This is a genomic window from Mesotoga sp. UBA5557 (assembly GCF_002425715.1).
Classification (GTDB): domain Bacteria; phylum Thermotogota; class Thermotogae; order Petrotogales; family Kosmotogaceae; genus Mesotoga.
Window position 1 is genome coordinate 167,775 of the sequence record NZ_DIMV01000018.1, and the last position, 8,730, is coordinate 176,504.

The 8,730-nt window shown below is 45.5% G+C and carries 9 protein-coding genes; 5 read left to right on the forward strand and 4 right to left on the reverse strand.

The genetic code is table 11. The features are described from left to right. Window positions 1-16 precede the first annotated feature (16 nt). From B3157_RS02175 to B3157_RS02185, 3 genes are read right to left on the reverse strand one after another with little or no spacing between them, the layout of a single operon-like run. Entirely contained in the window at window positions 17-829 is an 813-nt protein-coding gene (locus B3157_RS02175; protein WP_099830523.1) for a carbohydrate ABC transporter permease, read from the reverse strand. After that, on the reverse strand, window positions 826-1,755 hold the full coding sequence (locus tag B3157_RS02180) for a sugar ABC transporter permease (RefSeq protein WP_349680353.1): 930 nt from the start codon (window positions 1,753-1,755) through the stop codon (window positions 826-828). Before B3157_RS02180 ends, B3157_RS02175 begins: the two co-directional genes overlap by 4 nt. Window positions 1,756-1,809: 54 nt before the next feature. Beyond that, the gene (locus B3157_RS02185) at window positions 1,810-3,042 is read right to left on the reverse strand and encodes an ABC transporter substrate-binding protein (RefSeq protein ID WP_292588522.1); all 1,233 of its coding nucleotides are present in this window, start codon (window positions 3,040-3,042) and stop codon (window positions 1,810-1,812) included. A gap of 293 nt (window positions 3,043-3,335) precedes the next feature. On the opposite strand from B3157_RS02185, the gene aglA reads away from it, so the two are divergent. From aglA to B3157_RS02205, 4 genes are all read left to right on the forward strand, one after another. Next, window positions 3,336-4,754 carry an alpha-glucosidase AglA gene (gene aglA / locus B3157_RS02190; RefSeq protein WP_214079343.1) on the forward strand — a complete coding sequence of 473 codons (1,419 nt, stop codon included), beginning with the start codon at window positions 3,336-3,338 and terminating at the stop codon, window positions 4,752-4,754. 140 nt (window positions 4,755-4,894) lie between these two features. Next, a complete protein-coding gene (locus B3157_RS02195; protein ID WP_180977929.1) occupies window positions 4,895-5,458 on the forward strand; it encodes a DNA-3-methyladenine glycosylase I in 564 nt (187 codons plus the stop codon). Window positions 5,459-5,811: 353 nt separating this feature from the next. Next, on the forward strand, window positions 5,812-5,952 hold the full coding sequence (locus tag B3157_RS02200) for a hypothetical protein (RefSeq protein ID WP_292588540.1): 141 nt from the start codon (window positions 5,812-5,814) through the stop codon (window positions 5,950-5,952). A 148-nt stretch (window positions 5,953-6,100) separates the two neighbouring features. Then, window positions 6,101-6,496: a DUF5700 domain-containing putative Zn-dependent protease gene (locus B3157_RS02205; RefSeq protein WP_292588524.1), complete on the forward strand. Its 396-nt coding sequence runs from the start codon at window positions 6,101-6,103 to the stop codon at window positions 6,494-6,496. Window positions 6,497-6,503: 7 nt separating this feature from the next. On the opposite strand, the gene B3157_RS02210 is transcribed toward B3157_RS02205, so the two are convergent. Further along, window positions 6,504-7,691, reverse strand: a complete 1,188-nt coding sequence (locus B3157_RS02210; protein WP_292588525.1) for an anaerobic nitric oxide reductase flavorubredoxin — start codon at window positions 7,689-7,691, stop codon at window positions 6,504-6,506. 410 nt (window positions 7,692-8,101) lie between these two features. Here B3157_RS02210 and B3157_RS02215 point away from each other — a divergent pair. Further along, window positions 8,102-8,730, forward strand: a 629-nt coding sequence (locus B3157_RS02215) for an HAD family hydrolase (protein ID WP_292588527.1), incomplete at its 3' end; no start/stop codon positions are given.

Consider the following 8,730-nt stretch of genomic DNA (forward strand, 5'->3'; position numbering starts at 1 on the left):
GATCGCCTAGAGTTCTCTAGCCTTTGACAGAGCCCGCAAGAAGTCCTCTCAGGAAGTATTTACCAAGCAGTACATAGACAACCAGCGTTGGTAGAGCAGCCAGCAGTGCTCCAGCCATCTGAACATTCCATTCAACAACCTGACTCCCGGCAAGATTGACCAAAGCGACTGTAATTGGCTGCTTTGTGGGATCACTCGTTACAGTTACCGCGAAGAGAAACTCGTTCCAGATATTAGTGAACTGCCAGATCACAACTACTACGAAGCCGGGTAGAGAAATTGGAAAGAGAACTTTCAGGTAGGTCCTGAATATACCGGCGCCATCTATTCCAGCCGCTTCAATTAGCTCCGTAGGTACTTCACTGTAGTAATTGCGGAAGATCAAAGTTGTTATCGGCAATCCATAAACTACATGGACCAAAATCAATCCCCAAAGTGAGCCGTAAAGACCTATGTCTTGCAGGAAACGAATAAGAGGGAAAAGGACACTCTGATAAGGAATGAACATCCCGAAGAGAACTAGAGCGAAAAGCAAATCGGAACCTCTGAATTTCAGTTTCGATAAAACGTAACCGTTAATAGAGCCAATTATGGCTGATAAGAGCGTTGCAGGAATCACCAAAATGAATGAATTCCTCAGGTTAGGAGCGAGACGGTTGAAAGCCTTTGCGAAGCCATCAAGAGAGGGTTCCTTAGGCAGGAACCACATTTTCTCCAGGCCGACTTCTCTGAGAGGTTTGAGACTTGTCGCCAGAAGGACATAGATTGGCATCAGAAAGAACAATGCAAATACAACCAGAAGAATGTAAGTGACGATTTTCTTGATCATACCCTCTTCTCCTTTCTGAAAGCCGAGGCAAGATATGGGATAATTACAACGGCGACCAACAAGAGCATAATGATAGCTATTGCCGATCCAGTTGCGTATTTGTTTGCTCTGAAAGTCGTTTCAAACATATACAGCGCAGGCATATCGGTAACGTTGTTTGGCCCGCTTCCGGTCATCGCATAGACCAGATCAAATATCTTCAACGATATGTGACCGAGAATGATCATCGCACTCAAAGTGATCGGCCTGAGAATAGGAAATTTGATTCTCCAGAAGATCTGCCAGCCCGTCGCTCCATCCACTTCAGCTGCCTCGATCAGATCTTGCGATATTCCGCGCAACCCTGCAAGGTACATTGCCATAGTATATCCTGACATTTGCCAGACAGCGGCAACTATTACAGGAATAAGCGCAACATTGAAGTTCAGGAAGCTCTCCGTACTTGTGAACCACTTCCACTGCAAGAGATCGAGCCCAACAATATCGAGAAGAAGGTTCATGCCCTGAGGGCTATTTGGAAGTATTCCAGGAGCGAATATCCATCTCCAGACGGCACCGGTTACTACAAACGATAGCGCCATCGGGAAGAGATATATGTTTCTGAATATACTGGATGCCTTGAGGTTTCGATCGATGAGTGCAGCAAGAATTATCCCTAGAATCAAGCATCCCAGTATGAAGAATAGAGTGAAATACAGGGTGTTCCATAGATCCGTCTGGAATCTCGGATCTTCGAAGAGTCTCAAGTAATTTCTTAATCCGACAAATTCAAATTCGCCTTTAAGGAGTCTCGCGAAACTATTCCAGTTGGAAACAGATGTTCTGATCGTCTGACCGATGAAAAAATAGACGAAGATTCCTATTGCTGCGAATGTTGGTGAAAGAATCAGGAAGGAGATAATTCCACGTCTTGTCTTCCTCTTGATTTAGAACACCCCCAAATAAGGGGCCTGCTACTTGCAGGCCCCTACTAACAAGGATTAATCAATATAGTCTTCAGCGGCACTTTTCATTGCTCTCATCAAGGCCGCTCTGTCCTTTGTGGTTATGAAGATGTTCACTGCATCGTTCAACTCCGTTACGAACCCTTCCGGAGCGGCTGATCCATGGGCAATAGAGGGACATAGAGCGTTGGTCGAGAAATCCTCCATCGACCAGATGAGATAGGGATCATAGAGAGACTTGTCTGCATCGAGTCTTGCCGGAATCGAACCCTTTATCGGGTTGAAGGCATCCTGCCCTTCTACCGAAGCGACAATTTCCAACCACTTGAGAGCATTCTCTCTGTTTGGTGCGTTCATAGGCAGTCCAAAAGTATCCGTAACAACCATGAAGGAGCCCTCTGTTCCTGGAACTGCCATCCAGCTGAACTCTACTCCCGGTGTCCAGCCAAGCGTCTTCAGGTAACCTTCTGCCCAGTCTCCCATTACATTGAACGCTGCCTTTCCTTCAAAGACCATTCTTGTTGCGTCCTGCCAGGTGAGAGCGGCATGATCTTCATTCACATACTTGATCAATTCTTCAAACACGACTATTGCTCTTTCAACCCCCGGGTCACTGAAGCTTGTCGCGCCGTTCCACAAACCATTATAACCATCAGGTCCGAGAGTTGAAAGCAAGATCGTCTCAAAGAGATGCCCAGCTTCCCACTTGTCCTTGTCTCCTAGCGATAGGGGTATATACCCTGCTTCCTTAATCTTTGCACATACTTCAAGGAAGCCGGGTACATCGGTAGGCACTTCGTCGATTCCCACCTTGCGGAGGATTTCATTGTTTATGAAGACCACGTTTCCTCTGTGCACGTTAACAGGAATCGAGTAAACCTCGCCTTCGTAGCTACAGATGGTCATAATGTCCTCAGGGAACTTGTCAAGAATTCCCCAGCTTTCTAGAATAGCGGTAAGAGGTTCCATCATTCCCGTAACAACGTACGTGTCGATCAACTCCATGCCCCCATGGACCTGGAATGAATCGGGAGGATTACCACCGAGCATTCTGGTCTTCAAGACTGCCTTAGCATTCGTTCCTGCTCCGCCGGCAACCGTTGCGTTGATTATCTCTACGTCTGGATACTTCGCTTTGAAGACATCGTAGATTGCAGCTAGTCCTTCCTCTTCCCCTCCTCCGGTCCACCAGCTGAAGATCTCAACACTTCCCGAAGAAAAAAGCAGACTTACGGACAAAAGAAGAACTGCCAACAAACACTTTTTCATCTAAACACCCCCTGTTATTCGGCATAAAGCCGATTGATAGTCTTCTTCGTCCCTCAAACCGAGTACAGCTCACTAGATATTATACTACGGTTAATATTGCAATAAGCATTTGCTTTGAAAAAGGTTCCAAAAGGTCCTGAATGAGACACGTCTTTCTGGAACATGTACAGCAATTTGACTGAGCGACGCATTTGTTTGTTTAACTGTCCATAAGTTGTCTACATGGTCTCGAGTTTCTGAGCAGCAGTAAATTAGTGGTATCATTTACTAAACGACGACTGGGAGGGATTGGTTTGTCTGCAGTGAATATCTGCATAATAGGTGCAGGAAGCGCAGTGTTTTCGCTTAGGCTAGTGAGCGATATTTGCAAGACAAAGGGACTTCACAAAAGCAAGGTAACTCTAATGGACATTGATGAGGGAAGACTTGAAGCGGTGCATGTTCTAGCCTCGAAATTAGCTGAAGAGATGAAAACTGATCTCAAGTTTTCGAAGACAACGGAGCTAGAAGAAGCGGTCGCGGGAAGCGACTTCGTGATTAATACGGCTCTAGTAGGTGGACACGGATTCCTGGACAGAATCAGGGCCATCGGAGAGAAGCATGGTTACTATAGAGGGATAGACACACAGGAATTCAACATGGTTTCAGACTACTACACACTGACAAATTGGAATCAGCTTTCGTTCTTTTTGAAGATTGCCGAGACAATGGAAAGACTGGCGCCGGAAGCATGGATGCTTCAGGCGGCTAACCCGGTATTCGAAGGGACCACGCTCATAAGAAGAAAATCAAAGATCAGAATGATCGGATTCTGTCACGGTCATTACGATGTTATGGAAGTTGCAGAGACCCTTGGTGTTCACAAAGATGAATTAGACTGGCAGGTTGCCGGTGTCAACCACGGAATATGGCTCAATAGGTTTAGAAGAAGAGGAGAGGACTTGTATCCATTATTCGAGAAATACGCTTCGAAATTCGATGCGAGTGAGTTCAGGCCGTCTAATCCTTTCAATATTCAGATGTCTCCCGCGACGATTGACATGTATTCATTCTATGGTCTGGTTCCTATTGGAGATACGGTTCGAAACAGCGGCTGGAAGTACCATTATGATCAAGATACTCTGGAGAAGTGGTATGGAAGTCCGTGGGGAAGTCCCGACTCAGAACTGGGATGGAAGTGGTACAAGGAGCAGCTGGGTGAAGTCACGAACGCAACCCTAGCTCTTTCGAAAGCTATCGAACAGTTCCCCGGAGCGAGTCTGGAGAAGCTAATAATCGAGGGATCGAAAGGTCTTTCGGGGGATTTCGCAAGAGAAGCTGCCCAACTATATGATAGAAACTCAATGAGCGGTGAGCAGCATATACCTTTTATCGATGCGATTGTCAACGGAAACTCTGCGAGATTCATTGTCAACACTCTTAATCAGGGTGCGATTAAAGGGATTGATGACGATGTTGCCGTTGAAGTTCCGGCAATCGTCGATAGTGATGGAATCCATATAGAAGAGATTGAACCTGCCTTGCCTGAGAGAGTTGTTCAATGGTATCTGAAACCAAGAATACTGAGAATGGAGTGGGCACTTGAGGCATTCAACGAAAGAAATCCCGAACTCATAATCGAAATACTGTTGAGAGATCCTAGAACGAAATCCTACGAACAGGCCAAAGCGGTTGTCGGGGAGATATTCGATTCAGAAGGTGAATATGTATAGATAGATGAACCTGTTCTTTCAAAAACTAGATGATCACATGAAAATGATCTCTTCTCTTCTTGGCGTGAATCTTCAACAGATGCCCCAGCCGAGTCATTTGGAAAAAGTATTTGGGTGACGGAGTGATTACTATTTCGGAAATTGAACGCTGTCCATGGTCGGAAGTAGACGAATTGTATATTGAATATCATGATAGAGAATGGGGAGTTCCAGTTCATGACGACAAGAAGTGGTTTGAGTTCTTAATTCTTGAAGGGGCCCAGGCTGGCCTTAATTGGCACACTGTGCTCAAAAAGCGAGAGAGCTATAGAGAAGCCTTTGCTGGATTCGTTCCTCGGGTGGTGGCTGATTTTGGAAGTGGCGAAGTCGAAGAGTTGTTCAAGAACGCGGGTATAATCAGGAACAGGAGAAAGATTGAATCGGCAATAAACAACGCAAAGAGATTTTTAGAGATTGAAGCTGAATTTGGCGCTTTCGATACTTACATCTGGGGTTTTGTCGGAAATAGACCTATAGTCAACAAATGGGAAAGTCTTTCTGAGATTCCGCCTCTCACCGAAAAGTCCGCTGAGATATCTCGCTCACTCAAACAGCGCGGATTTACTTTCGTTGGGCCGACAATCGTCTATGCTCTTATGCAGGCAACCGGGTTGGTGAACGATCACTTAGTGCATTGTTTCAGGTATACAGAGGTGTGGGACTGACCCGTCAGCTTCTATGCCTCGCCAAGATTGATGGTATAGTATCTCTTGCCTATTGACGACTTCACGAGGGATTCAAGTGAGCTGGCTTCATGCAGAGGAGATCTTCGCTCTTATTGATCTGGTAGATTCCGGTAGAGGTTCTTGCGAGGAGAAAGCGAGTAAGGTTCTCGATTCACCTCTTTCGAAGATGTTTACACAGTTTCGTGTGCACGCTTCGGAGGCAAAGGAATGCTTGCTTGCTGCCATTTCCCGGAGGGAGGATCTTTCGGGTCTTTCGAAGGATTGCACAGAGCTCATAGTTGGACAAGATCAGGGAGAGAAGGCCCGAGTTGAGGGTCTTTCTGGATCTAATTGTGAAAAACGAATCAAAGATAAGATCTTCAGCCATCTCAAAGGCGAAGATGTACCTTCCGGATCAAGCGTCCTTTGAGGGTTTTAACGTCTATCTCATTCCGATGCCTTACAATGCGAATGCCGATCATAGGGGAGTCTAGTTCGATCCTGTTTTTGCCCTGGATATAGGTTTCGATGCGATTGAGTAAGTTCTGGCTCACGAAACATATCGGAAGAAACTCTATCACTGACGAAAGGATTGTGTTTGACGAGACTCCTCTTGATCAGCTCGTGTAGAGATATGTGAGTGTGGAGTGCGAAGGAATAGCGAACTTTGTTAGTGATTCATCTAAGATACCTGCGATGAGACGTGTTGCACTGTCGAGATCGAAAGTCATGGAAGGTTTTGAGAAACATCTCGAGTTGCTTCAGGAAGTCTTCCTTAGTCTTGTGCAGAAGAGTATTTCCGACGATGAAGCTAGAATGATTATGGAGAGAAGTTGGTTCGGTATCGGTAGTTTGGTTCCGGTGGGGATGAAAATGGCCATGGAAACAAAGAAAGAGGTAGGCAAGAAAAGACTTGTGGAGACAGTTGGCGGCACAGTCGCATTTCTAGAAGCATACCAGGAGGCGGCACTGAAAAAATCTTACTACCTCCTGGAAGACGAAACATTTCACAAATTGAGAACACTACTCAAAGCTTAGGGGCATATCAGAGCATAGAAGCAAATTCAGAACCGAACTCTCTGCAGTCGGTCAAGTTTGCGTCGTCGGGGGACCACATTTTCTTCAGGCCAGCCTGGACTACTTCAAATCCGGCTTCTTCAACCATCTTTCCCAGGACTTCTACTGATTCTCCACTCCATCCATAAGTGCCGAACACCGCTGCCTTCTTGTTCTTAAAAGCCAGCCCCTTCACTTCATGAAGCATGCCGGAAAGAGGTGCGAGGATTCCCTTATTGACTGTCGGAGAGCCAAAGAGAACAGCCTTCGACTTGAATATCTCTGTTACAATGTCGTTTTTGTCTGTTTTTCCAGCGTTGTAGAGTTTCAAAGCCGTGTTTTTGCTTACTCTGCCTATACCATCGGCAATGGCTTCAGCCATCATCTTCGTGCCTTCCCACATAGTATCGTAAACGATAGTCACCTGATCTTCCTGGTAGTCGTTTGCCCACTGCAGATACTTTTTGACTATCTGTGTCGGATCTTCTCTCCAGATAATCCCATGGCTAGGGCATATCATGTTCACCGGTAAATTGAAGGAAAGAACTTCTTCTATCTTTCTTATTACGAGCTTGCTGAAAGGAGTTAAAATGTTGGCATAATACTTCACTGCCTCTTGATACAGCTCGGCTTGATCCACAAGATCGTTGTACAGAAGCTCTGTGGCGTAGTGCTGTCCAAATGCGTCGTTGCTGAAAAGAATCGCGTCACCATCCAGGTACTCAAACATTGAATCTGGCCAGTGAAGCATAGGCGCTTCCACAAAGGTTAAGGTCTTCTTGCCGAGAGTGAGAGTGTCGCCCGTCTTCACTGTCACGAAATTCCAGTCCTTATGGAACTGCCCTTTAAGAGACTTCACCGCATTAGCCGTGCAGTAGATTGGCGTGTCTGGAATCTCTCTCATTAGTGCAACGAGACCGCCGCTGTGATCAATCTCCCCATGGTTCGCAATGACATAGTCAATCTCGGACAGATCAATCTCCTTCTTCAGGTTCTCCACAAATTCCTCTGCAAAGGGTGCCCATACTGTATCTATCAGGGCTGTCTTCTCGTCCCTTATTAGGTAAGAGTTGTAACTTGACCCTCTGTGAGTCGAATAATCTTCTCCGTGAAACTTCTTAAGTTCCCAATCGATCTTGCCGACCCAAGTTACACCATCTGTAATCTTCCTTCCCATATCGACACCTCCCGTTTGTTCATTAATACTCTACCAAAAGTGACAGCTTTACTCGGTAACATTTGTTACGTGTACTTGAGTCTTATGTTGAAGGGACTCTTCTCCTATATTGCTCAGAAAGAGTGATGATGCCATTATCTGAGAGCATGAAGTTACCCGTCTCTTGACTGTGTCACTCACTTCTGCTTGCTCAGCGAAGAGCTCTGTTCATTATCCTCTATTCTTGCTGGTCTTGCCGGGTCAATGTCTGAACTGAAAGTGAAGAGATCTTCACTGTCAAGGTGGAAGGTCTGGCAGTATATGTCCGATCATGATAATCTTGAAATGTGAAATGTTTCTATAGGGACTGCCGGAAATTGTGATTTCTTACAGGCATTTGCGAAAAAGGGACTTGCGATAGGAGTGGAGATTTGAAAAGGTTAACAACATATCTGTTTGATCTTGATGGGACGCTAAGTTCTGTTTCTGACGAGGATTTTGCCAGACGTTATTTTCAGCTAATAGCAGACTTTGCTGAGGGTAGAGTCGATTTCGAAAGATTTATGGCATCCCTGCACACATCGCTGAAGAGTCTTTTCGGTGAAAGAGACGGACTCATAAATAACTACGATCATTTCATGGAGAATTTTACCGATTCTATGGGGCAGTGTGACAGGAAATGGTATGAACTGTTCTTCAACGGCTTCTATGACAGTGAGTACAACAGGCTTCGGGAACTGATTGTACCGCGCGAAAGGGTTGTTAAGTCACTTAAAAACCTGAAAAGGGCAGGAAGCGAGATTATTATCGCCACAAATCCGATATTCCCCGAGAAGGCTATTAACAAAAGATTACAGTGGGTAGGATTAGAAAGCGGATTCATCGATTATGTAACTACAATGGAAAACTCTCATTATGTGAAACCCGATGTTAGATACTATCGTGAGATTCTTGAGATAAATAACCTCGAGGCAAAGAACTGCGTGATGATTGGGAACGATATTACCATGGACGGTGTTTGCACGGCTGCAGGAATAGAATACATAGATGTATCTTCAAT